Raw genomic sequence first — 21,003 nt, forward strand, 5'->3', positions numbered from 1 at the left:
CAAACGAGTTTGTTTAAGATTGCATCTTTAAACAGTTTTAGCGTTGCTTTAAAAATAGGAATAGGTTTGATAACATCCAAAATATTAGCAGTTTTCGTTGGTCCAAGCGGAATGGCTTTGGTTGGAAATCTTCGCAATTTCTTGACTTCATTAGAAAATATTTCCACTCTAGGTTTTCAAAACGGAATCGTAAAATATACAGCTGAAAATGAAAAAAGTAAAACAGAACTCGAAAAAATTGTTTCTACGGTTTTTATTAGTTTGCTGTTTCTTGCCGTTTTTTTAAGTGCAATTTTGTTTTTTACAGCCTCTTATTGGACTCAAAAAATCTTCGGAAATAATACAGAATATCTAATCGTTTTTAAAGTCTTAGCGTTGGTTTTACCAACTTACGGACTTTCTATTTTTTTAATTGCTGTAATTAACGGTTTGGGGAAGTTTCAAAAAGTAATCTGGATCAATATTATTGGAAACATTCTGGGTTTATTGATTTCCATTTTCTTCATTTTACAGTTCAAAACCACAGGCGCTTTGTTAGCAATTGTGATTGCGCCAGCGCTATTATTCTTCATCACATTTTATTTGGTTCAAAAAGAAATTGGATTTCTTCAATTTATAAAATGGAATGTTTTTGATTTTAAAATTTTAAAAAACCTTTCCTCATATTCTTTAATGGCATTGGTTTCTTCTGTTTTTGGACCTTTCGTTTTTCTCGCAATTCGAAACCATATCATTCAGAATTTAGGAATCGAACAGGCTGGATATTGGGAAACAATGACCAGAATTTCAACTTATTATTTACTGTTTGTCAGTACGGTTTTGAGCGTTTATTTTCTCCCGAAATTATCCAAGGCACAAAATAATTCAGAAACTAAAAACGTTTTTTGGCAGTATTATAAATTTATTCTTCCAATTTTTGTTTTAGGTTTAGCGGTGCTTTATTTTACTAGGTCTTTGGTTATTGAATTACTTTTTACAAAAGAATTTTTGCCCGTAGCCGATTTGTTTTTGTGGCAGCTTTTGGGTGATATTTTCAAAGTTTGCGCTTTAATTTTAGGTCTTCAGTTTTTTGCTAAAAAAATGACTACAGCTTTTATTATTGCCGAATTATTTTCGCTTTTTGTTTTATATTTTGCCAGTTTGTATTTTATAAAAATCTTTCAAATTGAAGGCGTAGTAATCGCCTATGCTTTTGATAATTTGGTTTATCTGTTGGTTTTGGCAGTTTATTTTAGAAAAAGTCTGTTTTAGTTTTCATTCCATTTCTGAATATACTTTTCTGCAATTTTTGTATAGTGATGATGCTCTTCTATAAAAGCTCTCGCACGTTTTCCAATTGCTGTAATTTCGTCTGGATTTTCAATTAAAAAAGACAATTCGTTTACTAAATAATCAACTTTTGAAATGGCGTTAATGCAGACTTTTTCAGAAAGATTATAATATTCTGTAAACTCGGTCTCTGCACCTGTAAAAACGACTTTTCCTTTTGCCATTGCTTCAAGAGCATTGTAGCCTTGATCGTAAGCATAAACCATGTCTAATAAAATATGACAACGGTTGTACAAATTAATGTATTCGGAATATGGAACACTGCGAACCGTGATTATTTCAATTTTTGAAGCGTACTTTTGTTTAATTGCCTCTAAAGCTTTTTCAAAATAATCATTTCCTTTTTTTAGATAATTATCATTGTTAATGCCATGAAAAATGATGATTTTATCTTCAATATTTAAAGGCTGAAAAGGAAATTTTTCAATATTAATTGGATTCGGAATTAAGCCTAAATATTTCTCGTTTCCTAAAAGCGGAAGATGATAATCAAAATCAGAAGCAATAATGCCTCTGCTGTTTTTGTAAATAAACTGATGCAGTTTGTAAAACGCTTTTTCCTGAAATTTCAAGACATTTCCAAAAGACTTTTTATCAATTTTATGATTCAGATATAACGGAAAAACAGATTTAAAAGAGGGATTTTCAAAACAATATTTTACATTAAGATAATCATAACCGCAGCTCAATAAATAAAGTTTTTGATTGTTTTTTAAAAGATGCGAAATAATCTTTTTTTCGAAGTAAGGCTGGCATTCAAAACTGTTTTCGTTGATTAATTGCACAACATCAAAACCAGAACATTGTTTTTTGAATTTTAAAAATTGGCGATACGTTAAAAATGAACTAATATCAAAGCTTGACAATTTATAAAGGATAACTTTTACTTTTTTCAGCAAACCTGAATCCCATTTTTTTTCAATAGGAAAATCAACAGGAAAATTTTTAAAACCGTCATTTCGCCCGATAATAAAAACTTCATGTCCTAAAGCCTGTAAACCATCTTTTAGAGAATTGTGCAAATGGCTGTATTCGCCTACCAATAAAACTTTCATTAATGTGTATATTTGACAAATATATCTACTTTTTCAATTAAAACATGAATAAAAAGAAAGTCGCGATTGTTTCATTTTCTCTGGGAAAAGGAGGAGCAGAACGTTTTGCGGGCTTGCTTACTTTTATGTTAGAAAAATCAGATTTTGAAGTTCATTCTATTATTGTTAATGATGATGTAGATTATAAGTACGACGGATTTTTGTTCAATTTGGAGAAAGAAAGCGCCAATTCACTTTCTTTTTTTAAGAAGTTGCGAAAAGGCAAATTATTGAGAAATTATCTTGTTCAAAATAAGATTGATATTGTTATTGATGGCAGACCAAGAAATCACTTAATAAGAGAATTAATCACCAAGTTTATTTATCGCGATTCAAAAGTGTATTATATTGTGCATAGCTACAATTTTGGCGATTATTTTCCTTCGTCCAAGTTTTGGTCGAAAATCCTCTACAAGAATGCAGCTGCTTTGGTTTGTGTTTCAAAAGCAATTGAAGAAAAAGCAAAGCAACTATTCGAATTTAAAAATCTCCTTACGATTTACAATCCTTTTTTTATTGCCGATGAAGAGTTTAAAAAAGAAGCTCTTGCAACTCAACAAGTGATTTTGTATTTCGGGAGACTAGATGACAAAGTGAAAAATTTTACCCTTATGCTAGATGCTTTTTCACAATCCAAAATATATGAAAAAGGTTATTTATTGCATTTGATGGGAGCTGGAGATGATGTTGCTTTAATTCAGAAGAAAATCGCAGCTTTGAATTTGAAAGATTATGTTGAAGTTTTTCCTTTTAAGCAAAATCCTTGTGATGAGGTTAGTAAAGCGAAGTTTACGATCTTGACAAGCCAATATGAAGGTTTTCCGTTATCAATTGTAGAATCACTAGCTTTGGGAACACCTGTTATAGCTGTCGATTGCAATTCTGGACCTAAAGAAATTATCCAAAATGAATGTAACGGTTTGCTGGTAGAAAATCATAATCCAAAAGCTTTGGCCGAAGCAATGAATCGATTTGCAGATGACAGCGAATTATATAATTTTTGTAAAAAGAATGCGGCTGAAAGCGTACAACATTTGTCTTTAAAAAATATTTCAGAACAATGGAAGAGTCTTTTAAATCGTCAATAATAACGAATATTTCGGATATTCAGCTGCTGGAAATTCCTAAAATTCAGGATCGAAGAGGAAATCTTTCGGTAATTGAAGGCGATACCATTCCGTTTATTTCCAAAAGAGTTTATTATTTGTATGATGTGCCTAGCGGAAGTAAAAGGGGCGGGCATGCGCATATTGAACAACAGGAATTTTTAATTGCTTTAAGCGGCAGTTTTGATGTTATTTTAAAAGACGGAAAAAACATAAAAACAGTCACGTTAAACAAACCAAATGTTGGTCTTCTTATTGTTTCGGGTATTTGGCGCGAACTTAAAAACTTTTCTTCGGGAAGTGTTTGTTTGGTTTTGTCTTCGGGTGAATTTAGTGAGGAAGACTATATTCGGGAATACAAAAAGTTCAGACTATTTAAAAACAGATGAACTAATTCCAATATTTGCTAAAAAGGTTTTAAAGGAAATTAAAAAACGTAAAATAAAGGTAGGAAGCTGCAGTAAAAATCTTTTCTTCCAACTTAAAGTTTTCAAATCGATTGCCTTATAGTAGGCGTGAAAAAGCGTTTTTTCATTTGCTAATTTGCTTTTTACGGCAAGAGAAAACCGATTTAAATCTAGAAACTTTTTAAGATCTGAATTTGTTCTTTCAGCTTCTTCAAATTTTGAAAAATTCATTTTGTCAGTAATCCATTTATTGTTTTTCGAAAGGCTTTTAGGATCGTAAACATAGCGAGCTAATAATTTCCAAGAAAAAACAACAGGATAAACTAGTCCGATTCGAATCCATAAATCGGTATCTTCTCCACTTTTAATTTTGGTGTCAAAGTTTCCAATTTCTGTGAAAATAGATTTGTGAAAAACAGCGCAGGAAGTGCAAAGAACAGTTTCTTTTATGCTGGCTTTAAAATAATCTACGATTTCAAAATCCTCATTTGTTTTCAGAATAGAATATTCCGAGGGAATAGTCTTTTTTGAAGTCTCAAATTCGATGGCGCCAGAAAACACTTTTTGATCTGTAGCTTTCGAAATATTCGTAAACATAGTTTCTAAAAATGTTGGATACCAATAATCGTCGGCATCAAGAAAAGTTATGAAATTGGCATTTGCTTTTTCAATTCCGTAATTTCTCGTTGCAGAAACGCCTTCGTTTTTTTTGCTGAAATATTGGATTTTAGAATTTTTAAATTGCAGTAGTTTTTCTTCGCTTTTATCTGTAGATCCGTCATTTACAACAATAATTTCAAAATCTTGAAAAGTCTGATCCAAAACACTTTGTATCGTATTTTCGATAAAACTTTCTTTATTGTAAAGCGGAATTATAATAGAAAAAAACGCCATTTATTTTGTTTTAAGAGAACAGTAATATCCTAAACGATACAAATCAAAAAGAAGAAGAGAGGGTTTTCTGCTTAGAAATTGCTTTATCAGCAAAGGTTGAAAAACGTTAAACCCAAAAGCAGTAATTCCTTGTAAATGATATTTTTCTATTATTTGAAAATAGTGGGATAACTTCGTATACTCGGAAGGAATTAAGCATGATTCAACTAGGCTTTTGAGAGTAAGAACAGCTTCTTCCGATTTATGTAGAAAAGTTTTACTGTCTTCTAGTCCTAAATGAAAAACAGGATTTTCAATGTGAATTACTTCAAATTTATTTTCTTTTAAATTAAATGAAAACAGAGTGTCTTCATGCCGAAGATTTGGAATGTTTTCGTTGAATTTGACTATAGAAAAAGTGCTTTTTTTAATCAGGAAGTTTAAACTTAAAAAACAAAGGTACGGGTTTTTGATACGTTCGGAAACAGATAAAGCTTCTCTTTTTTTTCCGTAAACCCATCTTAAAAGTTTCTCTTTTTGGGGTTTGGAAGTGGGGTACAAAATTCCGCCATAAACTATTTTTTCGGTATTGTTGATCTGTGAAATATAGATGGAAATAAAATTTGGATTAGCAGGAAAAGTATCGGCATCTAAAAAAAGTAAATTTTGATAAACGGCTTTTTCAGCCAATAAATTTCGAATAGCGCTCCTTCCTATATTTTTTTCTAGAACAACAAAACAGCAGTTTTGGAATTGATCGATTTTTTGATTCTCAGTTATAAAGAGATTTGAGGCATCATCAAAACAAAGTATTTCGAAAATAATTCCACTAGAATTGCATTGCTTTACGAGTTCGCTTACAAGCGGTAAAACATTATAATTATAAACCGGAATTAAAATGGAAAGCATTATACGCTTCTTTGTACCACTTCGAAGATTCTTTGATCTTCACATTTTAGGGTTTTAGAAGGGAATTTCATCAATAAAGCATAATCGTGGGTCGCCATGATGATAGTTTTACCCGCAGCATTGATTGCTTTTAAAACTTCTAAAACTTCAGAGCTAGTTTGTGGATCAAGATTTCCTGTTGGTTCATCAGCTAAAATGAACTCTGGATCGTTAAGAAGTGCTCTTGCAATGGCAACACGCTGCTGCTCTCCTCCAGAAAGTTGGTGAGGCATTTTGTTTACGAAATCTTTCATGCCCACTTTATCCAAAACTTCATCAATTTTGTGCTGCATAGCTTCTTTTTCTGTCCATCCTGTAGCTCTCAACACAAAAAGCATATTGTCTTTTATAGAACGGTCTGGAAGCAGTTTGAAGTCTTGGAACACAATTCCGATTTTACGTCTTAAATACGGAATATCGTTTTCTTTTAAAGTTGCCAAATCAAATTCTACAATATGTCCTTCACCTTCAATTAATGGTAAATCAGCATATAAAGTTTTTAGGAAACTACTTTTTCCAGAACCGGTTTTCCCGATAATGTAGATGAACTCACCATGATTAACATCTAAGTTAATATGAGAGATGATTTTTCTTCCTTCTTGATATATAGTGACTTCTTTAAGAGATAGTACGGTTTGTGACATAATAAAATTGGTTTGAATGGTAAAAGTAATAAGATAACGCTTGTATTCAAAATAAATTTCGCTGATTTCTGAATAAAATTGCTAAAAAAAGCGATAAAAAAAATAATAAGATTAGTTGCATAAGGGGATTTTGATGGCGTGTACGTAAAGGTTCTTGCTTGTAACAACTTACATGAAAGGTAGGCTTTAAAAATAAACTTTTAGAACCGATAATTTGACGTTTTACAAAGCGTAAAATAGTAACAGTTTCATAATTTGTTCATAATAAAACGGCAAAACGTTTCGTTATAACCCGTATAAAATGATACATTTGAATACTAAATATTATTAAAATGCGTAAACTTTCCAGGTTCTTTTTATTCCAAATTTTCCTTGCTTCGACAATAGCTTCGGCACAGAAATCGGCTATTTACACATACGAATTAAAGGATTTTGACAAAGCACTGGCTTTATATAACGACAAACAATATGCGTCGGCACAATTAATTTTCGAAAAAGTTAAGTACAATGCAACAAACGAAGAAGTACAATCGGATTGTGCTTTTTATATTGCTAATTGTGCAATAAGAACCAATAAAGCAAATGCCGATGCTTTGGTTGAAAACTTCGTTAACGATTATCCAACAAGCACCAAACAAAATCAAGCTTATATAGAAGCTGCTCAGTATTTCTTCGAACAAGGAAATTATCCAAAAGCTTTGCAATGGTTTGACAAAGTAGACGAAAGCTACATGAATAAAGCGGAGTCGGATAAGTTTAATTTCATGAAAGGATATAGCTATTTTAATGCTAAAAAGAAAAAAGAAGCAACTAACTATTTTAACAAAGTGGTAAATTCTAAAGAATATGGTTCTCAAGCTAAATATTATTTAGGATTTATGGCATATGAAGGAGACGATTACAAAGAAGCTACGAAGTACTTTGATGAGGTTTCGGGCGAAGAAAAATACAAAGAGAAGTTGTCGTACTATCAAGCTGATATGAATTTCAAATTAGGAAATTTCCAAAAAGCAATTGATTTAGGGCAGCAGGCGATGGGCAAATCAAACGATATTGAAAAATCAGAGCTGAATAAAATTATTGGAGAAAGTTATTTCAACTTAAAACAATACGGAAAAGCGATCCCATATTTAGAGCAATATGCTGGTAAAAAAGGAAAATGGAATAATACCGATTTTTATCAGTTAGGATATGCATATTACGAACAGAAAGAGTATGAAAAGGCGATTTCTCAGTTTAATAAAATTATTGAAGGAAAAGATTTCGTAGCTCAAAACGCATATTATCATTTAGGTTTGAGCTATTTAAATACAGGTAAAAAGCAAGAAGCTTTAAACGCTTTCAAGAATGCTTCTGAAATGGATTTTAATGCTCAAATTCAAGAAGATGCTGCTTTAAATTACGCTAAATTAAGTTATGATATCGGAAACGCGTATCAAGCTGTTCCTGGTATTTTGTTAGATTTCCTTAAAAAATATCCAAACAATTCAAGCCGTGCAGAAGTAGAAAAACTATTAGTGGACTCTTATATTTCTTCTAAAAACTACAAAGAAGCTTTGGTTTTATTAGAAAAAAATAGAACGGCAGAAAATAAAGCGGCGTACCAAAAAGTGCTTTTTTACCGCGGATTAGAATTATACAACGAAAATAATTACCAAGAAGCAGGCAAAATGTTTAAAAGTGCTATCAGCGAGCAAAAAACGCCTGAATTTACAGCGCGTGCCACTTTTTGGAAAGCAGAAACAGAATATTTGAATGATGATATGCAAAATGCACTGTTGACTTACAAACAGTTTGCTGGAATGGCTGCTGCAAAGTCTACAGATGAATATAAAAACATCAACTATAATATTGGCTACACGTATTTTAAACTGAAAGATTACGATCAAGCTGCGAATTCTTTCCAAGCTCAGATTGATAATTCGCCTTCAGATAAAAACCGTTTAAACGATTCTTATTTGCGTTTGGGAGATTGCCGTTTTGTAACTTCAAAATATAGTGCAGCAAATGAAGCTTATGCCAAAGCAATCGCTGCAAAAGGCGTAGATGCTGATTATGCGCAGTTTCAAAAGGCGCTTTCGTACGGATTTATGTCAAATAATGCTAAGAAAGTAGATGAATTGAATAATTTCCTTCAGATGTACAAAAAGTCATCGTATCGAGATGATGCTTTGTTCGAATTAGGAAATACTTATGTGGCCGAAAAGAAGAATGATCAAGCGATTAAAACCTACGACCAATTGATCTCTGAATTTAATAATGGATCGTTTACTTCAAAAGCAATCTTAAAACAAGGTCTGATTTATTACAATTCAGATCGCGATCAACAGGCTTTAACGAAGTTCAAAAAAGTAGCGGCTGAATTCCCGAAAACTCCAGAAGCTTTAGAAGCCGTTTCAACAGCGAGATTAATCTATGTGGATACGGGAAAAGTGGATGAATATGCAACTTGGGTTCGTACCTTAGATTTTGTTGCTGTTACAGATGCAGAATTGGATAACGATACCTACGATGCGGCTTTCAAACAATACAGCCAAAACAATTCTAAACAAGCAATTACTGGTTTTACGGGTTACGTTTCTAAATTCCCTAACGGATTGCATGCAGTTGAAGCTAATTTCTATTTAGCGCAGCTTACTTATGCAGAAGGTTCTGAAACAAAATCTATCGCAAATTATCAGTTTGTAATTGACCAGCCTAGAAATGAATTTACTGAACAGGCTTTAAACAGATTGGCTCAGATTTATTTGAAAGCAAAAGATTGCGATAAAGCAATTCCAGTTTTAACTAGATTAGAAAGTGAAGCAGATTATCCGCAGAACAAAACTTTTGCTCAAGCAAACTTGATGAAATGCTATTACGACAAAAAGGATTATGACCGTTCTGTAGTGGCAGCTGAGAAAGTATTAGAAAATCCGAAATCAGACGCAGGTGTAAAAGCAGATGCTCAGATTATTGTGGCACGTGCGGCGATGCAGACAGGAAATGAAGATAAGGCTAAAGCCGCTTACGCAAAACTTTCTGCGACTTCAAAAGGAGAATTGGCTGCAGAAGCGTTATATTATGATGCGTATTTTAAAACAAAAGAAGGGAAATTCGAGGCTTCAAATACTGCAGTGCAAAAACTGGCAAAAAGCTATTCAGCTTATAAATATTACGGAGCAAAAGGTTTGGTCTTGATGGCGAAAAATTTCTACGGATTGAAAGACAGCTATCAAGCGACTTACATTTTGGATAACGTAATCAACAACTTTACAGATTATCCAGATGTAGTTGAAGAAGCAAAAAGAGAATTGGCGGCTATCAAATCTGAAGAATCAAAAACGAATTCGTCAATTAACCGATAAAGACAAAATAGATGAAAGAAGCAAGAAGCAAGAATAAGATTGATAAGTCTTTCTTCTTTGTTCTTGCCTCTATTCTCTAAAAAAGAAAAAAAGAAAGAAATGAGTTTACCTTTTTACATAGTTGATGTTTTTGCAGATAAAAAATATGCTGGAAATCAGTTGGCAGTTTTTTTAGATGCTGGAAATTTGAGTTCGCAAGAAATGCAACAGATAGCGCGCGAGATTAATTTTGCCGAAAGCACATTTGTTACCAAGCTAGATAAAGAAAATAATAAAGCGGAGATTAGGATTTTTACTCCGGCTCAAGAAATGCAGTTTGCGGGACATCCAATTATTGGAACTTCTTGGGTTTTGATGAATAAAGTTTTTGATCATTCGCCAAGCGAAATAAAATTAGAAGTTCCGATTGGGCCAATTGCAATCAATAAAACTGAAGATTTGATTTGGTTGAAAGCAGCTCAGCCAAAGTTTTGGGATACTTTTTCTAAAATAGATTTTACGTTTTTCAGTAATCTGCAAGTAAGCGATTTTGAAAATCAGTTTCCAATTCAGGAAGTGACAACAGGAAGCGCGTTTGTAATGGTTGGATTAAGTAGTAAAAGAGCGCTTGAAAATTTGGTTTTAGATAAAGATAAAACAGACGAGTGGCTGAAGAATCATTGCAAAACAAGTCACAGGGGGTTATACTTTTATTATTTAGAAGGTTCGAAATTGTTTAGCAGAATGTTGTGTGTCGAACACAATCAATTGGTGGAAGATGCAGCGACAGGAAGCGCGAGTACGTGTTTGCAAGCTTTTTTATTGAAATACCATTTGCCAGAATTCGAGCTAACAAATTATCAGGGAGATTATATGGGGCGTCCATCTGAGATTTATTTTAAAGGAAAACTAAATGGCGATCATTACGATATTAATATTGGAGGAAAAGCTCAGTTTGTGGCTAAAGGTGAGTGGGAAGTTTAGGTTTTAGACGAAATAGAAGAAAGACTTAAGAAGAAAGAAGCAAGACTTAAGAAGAAAGAAGCAAGACTTAAGAAGAAAGAAGCAAGACTTAAGAAGAAGAAAGAAACAAGAAGAAAGAAGCAAGAGAAAGAATTTAGATTTAGAAAAAGAAAATAGAATATAGAGAATAGAATAAAGAGTTGAGAAAAGAAATTAAGATTTAGTATAGGTCTTTTCTCTTGCTTCTTTCTTCTTAACCCTCTAAAAAGAAAGAAATATGAAATTAAACTGCCGACATAAAATCATCATTTTGTTAGTATTATTTGCTGCTCAGTTTTCATTTGCACAGGTAAAGAAAAACGAAACCATCGGAACTGAGACCGTAAATGTTGTAAAACCGTATTCGCCAACTATTTCAGATGCTTTTAAAGTGAAAGAAACTCCTTCGCTTGACGATAGCGGTAATCAGCCTAAAGAAGTTATTAAATACAGTATTTTGTCTGTTCCTGTGGCATCGACTTTTACGCCTTCTAAAGGAAAAGCGGAAGGCGTGGAAAAAGCTAAAAAAGAAAGATTGTTTAATAATTATGCGACTGTGGGTCTTGGAAATTATAGCACTTTAAACGCTGAATTATTTGTTAACCAAGATTTAGGAAATAATGATTATGTGGCTGGAATGTTTCGCCATCATTCTTCTCAAGGTGGGATTAAAGATGTAGAATTGAATGATGAATTTTACGATACCGCAATCAATGTTGGCTATGGTCAGAACAATAGAGATGTAACTTGGGGTGTAGATTTAGGCTACCAAAACCAAATTTACAATTGGTACGGACTTCCGTCAGATTTTGGTTCTACCATTCCAGATCAGCGTTATGATTTAGTAAATAGCATCAATCCAGATCATTCTTATAATACTATTTCGCTTGGCGGAAATGCAGAATTTAATGAAAGTATTTTTAGTAAACTTTCTGCAAGATTTACGCATTTTTCAGACAGTTATTCTTCATCAGAAAATAGATTTTATGTAAAGCCGACTTTTACCGTTGATGTGATGGATCAGGAGATTAAAACAAATGTTATTGTAGATCACGTAAGCGGTTCGTTTAAAAATAATTATTTGCATGACAATACAGAAGCTGTAAAATATGGTTTTACAAATGTTGGAATTGAGCCAAGTTTTGTCATCAATGAAAATGAATGGACCTTAGAATTAGGAGCAGGAATTTATTATAGTGGAGACTCAGAAAACAGTGGAAACAAATTTTATTTCTATCCAAAAGTAAATGCTTCTTATAGATTGGTTGGCGATTTAATGATTTTCTATACAGGAGTAAACGGGGCTTTAAACCAGAATTCTTATGCAGACTTCGTAACCGAGAATCCGTTTTTGTCTCCAACTTTAAACATGCGTCCGTCAAGTACACAATACAATGTTTTTGCTGGTTTAAAAGGAAAATTGGCTAGTAATGTAAATTATAACTTGACTGCTTCTTATCTGAATGAAAAAGATAAAGCGTTGTTTAAAGCAAATGATTATACAGAAGTAATTACAAATGAAGATTATGCTTTTGGAAACTCATTTGGAGTGGTTTATGAAGATATTAGAACGTTTCGTTTCTACGGAGAATTGAAAGCAGATTTCTCTGAGAATGTAACTTTCGGAATCAACGGAACTTTTAATAGCTATAATGCAGATAATGAGGTTCAAGCATGGAATTTGCCTTCAATGAAATTAAGTTCAACTTTAGACGTTAATATTACGAAGCAGTGGTATGCAGGTTTAAATGTATTTTATGTAGGAGAAAGAAAAGATATGCAGACCAATACTTCTTTAGGATTAAATCCTGAGACAATAACTTTAAAAAGTTATTTTGATGCGAATGCTCATTTAGGATATAAATTCAGCGAACGTTTGACATTTTTCTTGAAATTGAATAATATTGGAAACCAAGCTTACGAAAAATGGTTAAATTATCCTGTACAAGGATTCCAGGTTTTAGGAGGCGCAAATTATAAATTTGATTTTTAAGGCTTAATGCCGGAAAGATACCAAGGCACAAAAACATTTTAAATGAATGTGCCTTTTTTTTTCAGCCATGAACTCATGAATTTTTTGGAGTAGATTCGTGAATTCGTGGCTGTTTTTTTAAATAAAGAAAAAACCTTTGCATCTTTGCACCTTAGAACCTCAGTACCTCAAAAGAAATGACTTTCAAAGAAAAAATATATTCCCACTATACTCAAATGGTTCAAGACAGAATGGATGTTTTTAAAGACATGATTTCTGGATTGACCGAAGATTCAAAAAACGATGCCAAAGGTTCTGCAGGTGATAAACACGAAACCGCTTTATCGATGATGCATATCGAGCAGGAAAAATTGACTAATAAGCTTAAAGAAGCAATTGAGCAAAAAGGAATTCTAGATAAAATAGATCCGCTTAAAACTACAGAAAATATAGTTTTAGGAAGTTTGGTAAAAGCCAACGGAATCTATTTGTACGTAAGTGTCGCGCTACCAAAAATTGCAATTGACGGAATTAATGTTATTGCTCTTTCTCCGCAATCTCCTTTAGGAAACCATTTAATGGGAAATAAAGCTGGGTTTCAATTTGAAATAAATAAGACGCATTATACTATTGAAAGTGTGGAGTAGATTTTTTCTGCTTTGTCAACTTTGTCAAAGTTTTAAACTTTGACAAAGTTCTGCACGCAAAAATAGTCTGAGCGTAATCTTGTCATTCCGAGGAACGAGGAATCTCCGCAAGCAGCTCCGCAACGCAAATCGCCAATCTTTGTAGAGTTTCTCGTGGAGATTCCTCGTTCCTCGGAATGACAAACTATACATGTAAATCTTTCAATGATTGTGTAAACCACAATTCCAGAACAACTTTTCTTCTTCTCTTTACGAATCTTTCATTTGTAATTAAAAAACTCAAAAATTAATTCAAAAAACTAGATTAAACTTTAAATTTTAAAGCAGTTTTATACTCAAAATTGAAATTTTCAAGTTTAAGGCTTTTTTTTATATCAAAATTTTACATTTAGTATGTAAATTGCTTGTTTTGATTAATAATTGTAATTGATATTACGCAATGTGTTTTTCAATTGTAACTAATACTCCATCTTTGCCCTATCAAATTAAAATTTACAAATAAAAATATAGAATTATGTGTGGAATTGTATGTGCCTTTGATCTTAAACAAAAAGCCGAAGCGTTAAGACCTCAAGTATTAGAAATGTCTAAAATCATTCGTCACCGCGGACCAGACTGGAGCGGAATTTTCAGCAATGATAAAGCAATTCTTTCTCACGAGCGTTTGGCAATTGTAGATCCTGCGTCAGGAAAACAACCTTTATTTACGGAAGATAAAAAATTGGTTTTGGCTGCAAATGGTGAAATCTACAACCACAGAGAGCTGCGTAAACAATTTGCTGGTAAATATAACTTTCAAACAGAAAGTGACTGTGAGGTTATTTTGGCGCTTTATAAAGAAAAAGGAGTTGACTTCGTTGATGAATTAAACGGAATCTTCGGGTTTGCAATCTACGATGTTGATAAAGACGAATATTTTGTTGCTCGTGACCATATGGGAATTATTCCATTATATATCGGGTGGGATCAGCACGGAACTTTTTATGTGGCTTCTGAGTTAAAAGCTCTTGAAGGATACTGTACAAAAATTGAATTGTTTCCTCCGGGGCACTATTTGTCTAGTAAAGACGGAGAATTTGTACAATGGTACAAAAGAGATTGGACTGAGTATGATGCTGTAAAAGATAACGAAACAAGTATTCCAGAAATCAGAAAAGCATTAGAAGCAGCGGTTCACAGACAATTAATGAGTGATGTTCCTTACGGAGTTTTACTTTCAGGAGGTTTAGATTCTTCTATTACTTCAGCTGTAGCTAAAAAATTCGCTCAAAAAAGAATTGAGTCTGATGATACAACAGATGCTTGGTATCCTCAATTGCACTCTTTCTCAGTTGGTCTAGAAGGTTCGCCAGATTTAGCAGCAGCAAGAAAAGTAGCAGATCATATCGGAACTATTCACCACGAAATCAAATTTACAATTCAAGAAGGTTTAGATGCGGTTCGTGATGTAATTTACAACTTAGAAACGTATGACGTAACTACAGTAAGAGCTTCAACTCCAATGTGGCTAATGGCGAGAGTGATTAAGTCTATGGGAATCAAAATGGTTCTTTCAGGAGAGGGAGCAGATGAGTTGTTTGGAGGATATTTATATTTCCACAAAGCACCAAACGCTAAAGAATTCCACGAAGAAAACGTTCGTAAATTAGGTAAACTTCACATGTACGACTGTTTACGTGCAAACAAAAGTTTGGCAGCTTGGGGAATCGAAGGTCGTGTACCATTCTTAGATAAAGAATTTATGGATGTTGCAATGCGCATCAACCCACAAGATAAGATGATCAACAAAGAGCATCCAATGGAAAAGTGGGTTGTTCGTAAAGCTTTTGAAGATATGCTTCCAGAAAGTGTTGCTTGGAGACAAAAAGAGCAATTTTCTGATGGAGTAGGATACAGCTGGATTGATACTTTGAAAGAAGTGGTAGCAAGAGAAGTTTCGGATGAGCAATTGGCAAACGCAAGATTTAAATTCCCATTGCAGACACCAACTTCAAAAGAAGAGTACTACTATCGTTCAATCTTCTCTGAGCATTTCCCGAGTGATGCGGCAGCGTTATGTGTGCCTCAAGAAGCAAGTGTAGCTTGTAGTACAAAAATTGCTTTGGAGTGGGATGAAGCTTTCAAAAACTTAAACGATCCATCAGGAAGAGCAGTAGCAAATGTTCACGACGATGCTTATGTTAAGGCATAATTTAAGAGTTTAATTTTTAGAATTAGTATATATTTTTAGGAAAAACGTTCTCTAGCGAGAGCGTTTTTCTTGTCTAAAGGCGTTAATTATTTAAGCTTTATATTCGCAGCAAACAGCAATTATAGTAATTGATTTTCTTTTGATATATTTGGCATCTGCAGTATTATCGTTAAACGCTTAATATTTTAACGGATTTAATAACGGAAAGCAAAAATTAATAATTAGTTTTGCTTTCAATCAAAAATTTTAATGATTTTTTAATGTTCGCTTCATTGCTGAATACTATTAAAAATAAAATAAAAAAAGAATATTATGTCTGGATTGTTGGCCGTGATTGGTAAAGGAAAAGACCCGAAGCTTGTAAAAGAACTTTCTGAACGAATGTTACATCGCGGGCCTGATGAAAGTGATGTTCGCATTATGGAAAATGGCAGTATACTTTGTCATGAGAGTTTATCTATTATCGATCTTAATTCGGGCAAACAGCCAATTCAAGGAACTGATAAAGCATGGATGGTGCATGATGGAGAAATTTATAATTATCAGGAACTTAAAAATACAATTTTAAAGAATCATACTTTTAGAACCGAATCAGATTCTGAGGTGATTGTACATCTTTACGAAGAATTCGGTTATGATTTCTGTAATAAATTAGATGGAGATTTTGCTTTTGTAGTTGTTGACGGCGATAAATATATTGCAGGCCGCGATCCTATTGGGGTAAAACCTTTATATTACGGTTTGGATGAAAGAGGAAGAATTTATTTTTCGTCAGAAATGAAAGCTATTGCAGACCAGTGCAAATCGTTTTCTACTTTTCCTCCAGGGCATTATTATACAGCAAAAACAGGTTTTGTAAAATATTACCATCCTGAATACGAAGATCATAAAAATGCAACTCAGCCATTAGATTTAGGATTAATTCGTGAAAGTCTTATTCAGGCTACCCGTAAACGTTTATTGGCAGAAGTGCCTCTAGGAGTTGTATTGTCAGGAGGTTTGGATACTTCTTTAATTTCTGCAATCACTTCAAGATTATTAAAAGAAAAAGGAGAAAAACTGCATTCGTTTTCTATCGGATTAGATGCTGATGCGCCAGACAATATTGCGGCTAGAAAAGCAGCTGCATTTTTAGGAACAGAGCATCACGAAATACACTTTTCTGTAGAAGAAGGGGTAAAGGTTTTAGAAAAAGTAATTTATCATATTGAAACGTACGATATTATATCTGTTCGTTCTGGTGTTCCAATGTTCTTGCTTTCTAAAGCAATTGCTGATCAAGGTATAAAAGTAATCTTGTCAGGCGAAGGAGCGGATGAGGTTTTTGGAGGGCATCTGTATTTTAGAAATGCGCCTTCAGAAGAAGAATTCCAAGACGAAACTATAGAAAGAGTTCAAAAACTATTTACAGCCGATTTGCTTCGTGCAGACAAAACGACAATGGCAAATGGTTTAGAAGTTCGAATTCCGTTTTTGGATACCGAATTTTTAGATGTTGCAATTCGAATTAAAACAGAAGAAAAACAGCCAAAAACGTATGATGGTGTTGAAAAATATATTTTAAGAAAAGCATTCGACACTCCAGAAGATTCGTATTTGCCTTCGGAAGTTTTATGGAGACAAAAAGAGCAATTTTCTGATGGTGTAGGCTATAAATGGGTTGACGAATTAATTGAATATTGTGCTTCGCAAGTTACAGACGAGCAATTGGCTGGAGCAAGTGCAGAATTTCCTTATAATTCACCAACAACGAAAGAAGCGTACTTGTACAGATCAATTTTTCATAAATTCTATCCACAGGTCAGCGCGGCGCAAACTGTTCGTAAATGGATTCCAAAATGGCAGGAAAATCAAGATCCGAGTGGAAGAGCGAATGCAGCTCATTTAAATGGAAATTTTGAACCAGTTAAAACTACTGTTATTGCATAGTGAAATTCCAATTTTTTAAAATTCCAAAAAAGGGCGAAAATCTAGAATTTTAAATTCCAAATTCCAAGTTAGAATCGATATAGAAAAGCTGAAGTACACTGAATGTATTTCGGCTTTTTTTATTTAATGGTTTAAGCCAATTTTGAATTTTTGATTTCAGAGTTTCAATCTTGGAATTTTGAATTTCAAAAAAATGGAATTTTAAAAATCGTAGATTTTTTTACGTTATTTCTATTTTTGGAATTTAAGAAAATTAGAAATTAAATCCATTTTTGGGTTTATTTTTTAGTTTTTCAGACAATTCTGTTGATAACTTAAGTGCTTTAAGTGGTAATTTACTCGGTATATAGCTTGCGTTTTTATATATTTGCGTGTTAGACATTAATTACATTTTTAGAATAAATTATATGAGCGAAGAAATCAAGAAGAACAATTATTCAGCAGATAGTATTCAGGCATTAGAAGGGATGGAGCACGTAAGAATGCGTCCGTCGATGTATATTGGTGATGTAGGGGTTCGAGGACTACACCATTTGGTTTACGAGGTTGTTGATAACTCTATTGATGAGGCGATGGGAGGACATTGTGATGCTATTAGTGTCTCAATAAACGAAGATGGTTCTGTTACAGTTGAAGATAACGGTCGTGGTATCCCTGTTGATTTACATAAAAAAGAAGGAGTTTCTGCACTTGAGGTTGTAATGACTAAAATTGGTGCCGGAGGTAAATTTGATAAAGACTCTTATAAAGTTTCTGGAGGACTTCACGGTGTTGGGGTTTCTGTAGTAAATGCGCTTTCGGTTCATATGAAATCGACTGTTTTTAGAGAAGGAAAAATCTATGAGCAAGAATACGAAAGAGGAAAATCATTATATCCTGTTAAACAAATTGGAGAAACAGAAAAAAGAGGTACTCGCCAGACTTTTTTCCCAGATGATACCATCTTTACTCAGACGACTGAGTTTTCATACGATACGCTTTCAGCACGTATGCGTGAGCTTTCTTTCTTAAACAAAGGAATCACAATTACTTTTACAGATAAAAGAGAAGTTGATGAAAAAGGTGAATTCAGAAGTGAAGTGTTTCATTCTGATGAAGGGCTTAAAGAATATATCCGTTATTTAGATGGTAACCGTGAGCCGATTGTTTCTCACGTTATCAGTATGGATAATGATAAAGGAGAAATTCCGGTTGAGGTTGCTTTGATTTACAATACAAGTTATACAGAGAATATTTTCTCTTACGTAAATAATATTAATACTCACGAAGGAGGAACGCACTTGCAAGGTTTTAGAAGTGGTTTGACAAGAACGCTTAAAAAATATGCAGATGCTTCTGGGTTATTAGATAAATTAAAGTTCGAAATTGCTGGAGATGATTTCCGTGAAGGATTAACAGCGATTATTTCGGTAAAAGTATCTGAGCCTCAATTCGAAGGTCAGACAAAAACTAAACTTGGAAACAGAGAAGTAGTTTCTCCAGTTTCTCAGGCTGTTGGAGAAATGTTGGAGAATTATTTGGAAGAAAATCCAAATGATGCGAAATTAATTATCCAAAAAGTAATCTTAGCGGCGCAAGCACGTCATGCAGCGAAAAAAGCGCGTGAAATGGTACAGCGTAAAACCGTTATGGGCGGTGGTGGATTGCCAGGGAAATTATCTGACTGTTCTGAGCAAGATCCTGCAAGATGTGAGGTTTACCTTGTCGAGGGAGATTCGGCTGGTGGAACAGCAAAACAAGGACGTGATCGTAATTTTCAAGCCATTCTTCCATTACGTGGTAAGATCTTGAATGTTGAGAAAGCGATGCATCATAAAGTATTCGAAAACGAAGAGATTAGAAATATCTTTACTGCTCTTGGAGTAACAGTAGGAACTGCAGAAGACAGTAAAGCATTAAATTTAGAAAAATTAAGATATCATAAGGTAATCATCATGTGTGATGCCGATGTCGATGGTAGCCACATTTCTACCTTAATATTAACGTTCTTCTTCCGTTTCATGAAAGAGTTAATTGAAGAAGGTCACGTTTACATCGCAGCGCCACCTTTGTACTTAGTTAAAAAAGGAAACAAAAAAGAATATGCTTGGAATGATGTTCAACGCGATCAAGCTAACGAAAGAATGGGTGGAAGTGCTAATATTCAACGTTACAAAGGTCTTGGAGAGATGAACGCGGAGCAACTATGGGAAACTACAATGGATCCAAACTTCAGAACTTTACGTCAGGTAAACATTGATAGTCTTGCAGAAGCAGATCAAGTTTTCTCTATGCTGATGGGTGATGAAGTACCGCCACGTAGAGAGTTTATCGAGAAAAATGCAGTTTATGCAAATATCGACGCATAAAATGAAAAATTAATAATTTCAATTCGTTTAATTGTTTAAATTTACTAGACAATTAAACGAATTGTCTTTTTAAGGAATAGACAAATAAATTAATAACCGATAAAGTAAAAAATATGAAAGTTACCATTGTAGGAGCAGGAAATGTTGGAGCTACGTGTGCAGATGTTATTTCTTATAGAGGAATTGCAAGCGAAGTAGTATTGTTGGATATTAAAGAAGGTTTTGCCGAAGGTAAAGCATTGGATATTATGCAGTGTGCTACAAACACAGGATTTAATACCAAAGTTTCTGGAGTTACCAACGATTATTCTAAAACTGCTGGAAGTGATGTGGTTGTGATTACATCAGGAATTCCAAGAAAACCAGGAATGACAAGAGAAGAATTGATTGGCATTAATGCAGGGATTGTGAAAACGGTTGCTGAAAATGTGTTGAAATATTCTCCAGATACAATTATTGTTGTAGTTTCCAATCCAATGGATACGATGACGTATTTGGCTTTAAAAGCGACAGGTCTTCCAAAAAATAGAATTATAGGAATGGGTGGTGCTTTAGATAGTTCTCGTTTTAGAACGTATCTTTCATTGGCATTAGATAAACCTGCAAATGATATTTCAGCAATGGTAATAGGGGGGCATGGTGATACGACTATGATTCCGTTAACGCGTTTGGCATCTTACAACGGGATTCCAGTAACACAATTTCTTTCAGAAGAAGTATTGCACAAAGTTGCAGCCGATACGATGGTTGGAGGAGCGACTCTTACGGGTCTTCTTGGAACTTCTGCTTGGTATGCGCCAGGAGCTTCTGTAGCTTATTTAGTAGATAGTATTTTGAATAATCAAAAGAAAATGATTGCTTGCTCTGTATTTGTTGAAGGTGAATATGGACAAAACGATATCTGTATCGGTGTGCCATGTATAATTGGTAAAAACGGAGTAGAAGAAATAGTTGATATTAACTTAAACGATCAGGAAAAAGCATTATTTGCCAAGAGTGCAGATGCAGTTCGTAGTATGAATGATGCCCTAAAAGCTATTTTAGTATAATAAAAACCGCAAAAAATAAAAAAAGCTGCACTTTTGCAGCTTTTTTTTTGAGATTAATTAATAAATAAATTGGTTAATATTTTCGTTAATTATATATTTGCTCGGTTTAAAAAAAAATTGGTAATTCGTGATCTCGTT

General features: G+C 33.7%; 15 protein-coding genes. 11 read left to right on the plus strand and 4 right to left on the minus strand.

Annotated features, from left to right (window positions below; genetic code table 11):
- Positions 1 to 9 precede the first annotated feature (9 nt).
- Positions 10 to 1,251 (plus strand): O-antigen translocase, encoded by a 1,242-nt coding sequence (locus ABTV69_RS11765; protein ID WP_433836564.1) that lies wholly within the window; start codon positions 10 to 12, stop codon positions 1,249 to 1,251.
- On the opposite strand, the gene ABTV69_RS11770 is transcribed toward ABTV69_RS11765, so the two are convergent.
- On the minus strand, positions 1,248 to 2,384 hold the full coding sequence (locus tag ABTV69_RS11770) for a glycosyltransferase (protein WP_433836566.1): 1,137 nt from the start codon (positions 2,382 to 2,384) through the stop codon (positions 1,248 to 1,250). The two genes, ABTV69_RS11765 and ABTV69_RS11770, sit on opposite strands and share 4 nt — an antisense overlap.
- Positions 2,385 to 2,428: 44 nt before the next feature.
- Here ABTV69_RS11770 and ABTV69_RS11775 point away from each other — a divergent pair, with 44 nt between their 5' ends.
- Positions 2,429 to 3,511 (plus strand): glycosyltransferase, encoded by a 1,083-nt coding sequence (locus ABTV69_RS11775; RefSeq protein WP_433836568.1) that lies wholly within the window; start codon positions 2,429 to 2,431, stop codon positions 3,509 to 3,511.
- Positions 3,484 to 3,918 carry a sugar 3,4-ketoisomerase gene (locus ABTV69_RS11780; RefSeq protein WP_433836570.1) on the plus strand — a complete coding sequence of 145 codons (435 nt, stop codon included), beginning with the start codon at positions 3,484 to 3,486 and terminating at the stop codon, positions 3,916 to 3,918. The genes ABTV69_RS11775 and ABTV69_RS11780 overlap by 28 nt, the downstream gene beginning before the upstream one ends.
- Here the strand turns inward: ABTV69_RS11780 and ABTV69_RS11785 are convergent.
- Genes ABTV69_RS11785 through ABTV69_RS11795 form a run of 3 tightly spaced genes read right to left on the minus strand, consistent with a single transcriptional unit; the run spans position 3,901 to position 6,401 of the window.
- Positions 3,901 to 4,830, minus strand: a complete 930-nt coding sequence (locus tag ABTV69_RS11785; RefSeq protein WP_433836572.1) for a glycosyltransferase family 2 protein — start codon at positions 4,828 to 4,830, stop codon at positions 3,901 to 3,903. The genes ABTV69_RS11780 and ABTV69_RS11785 overlap by 18 nt on opposite strands.
- Positions 4,831 to 5,718 (minus strand): glycosyltransferase family 2 protein, encoded by an 888-nt coding sequence (locus ABTV69_RS11790; RefSeq protein WP_433836574.1) that lies wholly within the window; start codon positions 5,716 to 5,718, stop codon positions 4,831 to 4,833.
- Entirely contained in the window at positions 5,718 to 6,401 is a 684-nt protein-coding gene (locus tag ABTV69_RS11795) for a cell division ATP-binding protein FtsE (RefSeq protein ID WP_433836576.1), read from the minus strand. Before ABTV69_RS11795 ends, ABTV69_RS11790 begins: the two co-directional genes overlap by 1 nt.
- A gap of 332 nt (positions 6,402 to 6,733) precedes the next feature.
- On the opposite strand from ABTV69_RS11795, the gene ABTV69_RS11800 reads away from it, so the two are divergent.
- The 8 genes from ABTV69_RS11800 to mdh all read left to right on the plus strand — a co-directional run bounded on the left by ABTV69_RS11800 (position 6,734) and on the right by mdh (position 20,865).
- Entirely contained in the window at positions 6,734 to 9,748 is a 3,015-nt protein-coding gene (locus ABTV69_RS11800; protein ID WP_433836578.1) for a tetratricopeptide repeat protein, read from the plus strand.
- Positions 9,749 to 9,847: 99 nt separating this feature from the next.
- Positions 9,848 to 10,711, plus strand: coding sequence for a PhzF family phenazine biosynthesis protein (locus ABTV69_RS11805; RefSeq protein WP_433836580.1), 864 nt, complete (start codon positions 9,848 to 9,850; stop codon positions 10,709 to 10,711).
- 256 nt (positions 10,712 to 10,967) lie between these two features.
- Positions 10,968 to 12,722 carry a TonB-dependent receptor gene (locus tag ABTV69_RS11810; RefSeq protein WP_433836582.1) on the plus strand — a complete coding sequence of 585 codons (1,755 nt, stop codon included), beginning with the start codon at positions 10,968 to 10,970 and terminating at the stop codon, positions 12,720 to 12,722.
- Positions 12,723 to 12,898: 176 nt separating this feature from the next.
- Positions 12,899 to 13,348 (plus strand): hypothetical protein, encoded by a 450-nt coding sequence (locus tag ABTV69_RS11815; RefSeq protein WP_433836584.1) that lies wholly within the window; start codon positions 12,899 to 12,901, stop codon positions 13,346 to 13,348.
- Between the two features lie 514 nt (positions 13,349 to 13,862).
- A complete protein-coding gene (asnB, locus tag ABTV69_RS11820) occupies positions 13,863 to 15,539 on the plus strand; it encodes an asparagine synthase B (RefSeq protein ID WP_433836586.1) in 1,677 nt (558 codons plus the stop codon).
- A gap of 312 nt (positions 15,540 to 15,851) precedes the next feature.
- Positions 15,852 to 17,468 (plus strand): asparagine synthase B, encoded by a 1,617-nt coding sequence (gene asnB, locus ABTV69_RS11825; RefSeq protein WP_433836588.1) that lies wholly within the window; start codon positions 15,852 to 15,854, stop codon positions 17,466 to 17,468.
- Positions 17,469 to 17,875: 407 nt separating this feature from the next.
- Entirely contained in the window at positions 17,876 to 19,816 is a 1,941-nt protein-coding gene (gyrB, locus tag ABTV69_RS11830; protein ID WP_223705167.1) for a DNA topoisomerase (ATP-hydrolyzing) subunit B, read from the plus strand.
- Between the two features lie 113 nt (positions 19,817 to 19,929).
- On the plus strand, positions 19,930 to 20,865 hold the full coding sequence (gene mdh, locus ABTV69_RS11835) for a malate dehydrogenase (RefSeq protein ID WP_433836590.1): 936 nt from the start codon (positions 19,930 to 19,932) through the stop codon (positions 20,863 to 20,865).
- Positions 20,866 to 21,003 lie beyond the last annotated feature (138 nt).

Origin of the sequence: Flavobacterium anhuiense (genome assembly GCF_050990855.1) — a bacterium.
GTDB lineage: Bacteria > Bacteroidota > Bacteroidia > Flavobacteriales > Flavobacteriaceae > Flavobacterium > Flavobacterium anhuiense_C.

Bases quoted from the DNA above. Each gene is read 5' to 3' on its own strand.
- ABTV69_RS11770 (WP_433836566.1), bottom strand. From the start codon at position 2,384: ATGAAAGTTTTATTGGTAGGCGAATACAGCCATTTGCACAATTCTCTA.
- ABTV69_RS11775 (WP_433836568.1), top strand. From the start codon at position 2,429: ATGAATAAAAAGAAAGTCGCGATTGTTTCATTTTCTCTGGGAAAAGGA.
- ABTV69_RS11780 (WP_433836570.1), top strand. From the start codon at position 3,484: ATGGAAGAGTCTTTTAAATCGTCAATAATAACGAATATTTCGGATATT.
- ABTV69_RS11785 (WP_433836572.1), bottom strand. From the start codon at position 4,830: ATGGCGTTTTTTTCTATTATAATTCCGCTTTACAATAAAGAAAGTTTT.
- ABTV69_RS11790 (WP_433836574.1), bottom strand. From the start codon at position 5,718: ATGCTTTCCATTTTAATTCCGGTTTATAATTATAATGTTTTACCGCTT.
- ABTV69_RS11795 (WP_433836576.1), bottom strand. From the start codon at position 6,401: ATGTCACAAACCGTACTATCTCTTAAAGAAGTCACTATATATCAAGAA.
- ABTV69_RS11800 (WP_433836578.1), top strand. From the start codon at position 6,734: ATGCGTAAACTTTCCAGGTTCTTTTTATTCCAAATTTTCCTTGCTTCG.
- ABTV69_RS11805 (WP_433836580.1), top strand. From the start codon at position 9,848: ATGAGTTTACCTTTTTACATAGTTGATGTTTTTGCAGATAAAAAATAT.
- ABTV69_RS11810 (WP_433836582.1), top strand. From the start codon at position 10,968: ATGAAATTAAACTGCCGACATAAAATCATCATTTTGTTAGTATTATTT.
- ABTV69_RS11815 (WP_433836584.1), top strand. From the start codon at position 12,899: ATGACTTTCAAAGAAAAAATATATTCCCACTATACTCAAATGGTTCAA.
- asnB (WP_433836586.1), top strand. From the start codon at position 13,863: ATGTGTGGAATTGTATGTGCCTTTGATCTTAAACAAAAAGCCGAAGCG.
- asnB (WP_433836588.1), top strand. From the start codon at position 15,852: ATGTCTGGATTGTTGGCCGTGATTGGTAAAGGAAAAGACCCGAAGCTT.
- gyrB (WP_223705167.1), top strand. From the start codon at position 17,876: ATGAGCGAAGAAATCAAGAAGAACAATTATTCAGCAGATAGTATTCAG.
- mdh (WP_433836590.1), top strand. From the start codon at position 19,930: ATGAAAGTTACCATTGTAGGAGCAGGAAATGTTGGAGCTACGTGTGCA.